Raw genomic sequence first — 437 nt, 5'->3', positions numbered from 1 at the left:
AAGACATAGGATTTGAGAACTTTTAAATGAATAACATTAATCAAATGTTATTCGTCAGCTTTCCAAATTGTTAAAGAACGAGATTTGCTTTCTACTTAAAGAAAGAAACCATTTTTAAATATTCTCAAAGAGAAAACACTTAAAGATGGTGGAGCTATGCGGGATCGAACCGCAGACCTCCTGCGTGCAAGGCAGGCGCTCTCCCAGCTGAGCTATAGCCCCATCAGTGTTGATGCTTATCGCCAATCATCTGGGAGGAAGATTGGTGGGTCTGAGTGGACTTGAACCACCGACCTCTCGCTTATCAGGCGAACGCTCTAACCACCTGAGCTACAGACCCAAGCATCGTCTTTAATTCATAAACCTAATCAATCTGTGTGAACACTCATCGCAATAATCTATTCGTATAAGGAGGTGATCCAGCCCCAGGTTCCCCT

2 tRNA genes are annotated in these 437 nt (G+C 43.2%); both read right to left on the bottom strand.

The features are described from left to right. Positions 1 to 146: 146 nt before the first annotated feature. Positions 147 to 222: transfer RNA gene (locus ACVA6Q_RS24570), tRNA-Ala, on the bottom strand. 41 nt (positions 223 to 263) lie between these two features. After that, positions 264 to 340 (bottom strand) — tRNA-Ile (locus ACVA6Q_RS24565). Positions 341 to 437 lie beyond the last annotated feature (97 nt).

This window comes from Vibrio sp. DNB22_10_4, assembly GCF_052879755.1.
The sequence above is the reverse complement of the archived record's forward strand: the minus strand, read 5'-3'. Positions and strand labels throughout refer to the sequence as shown.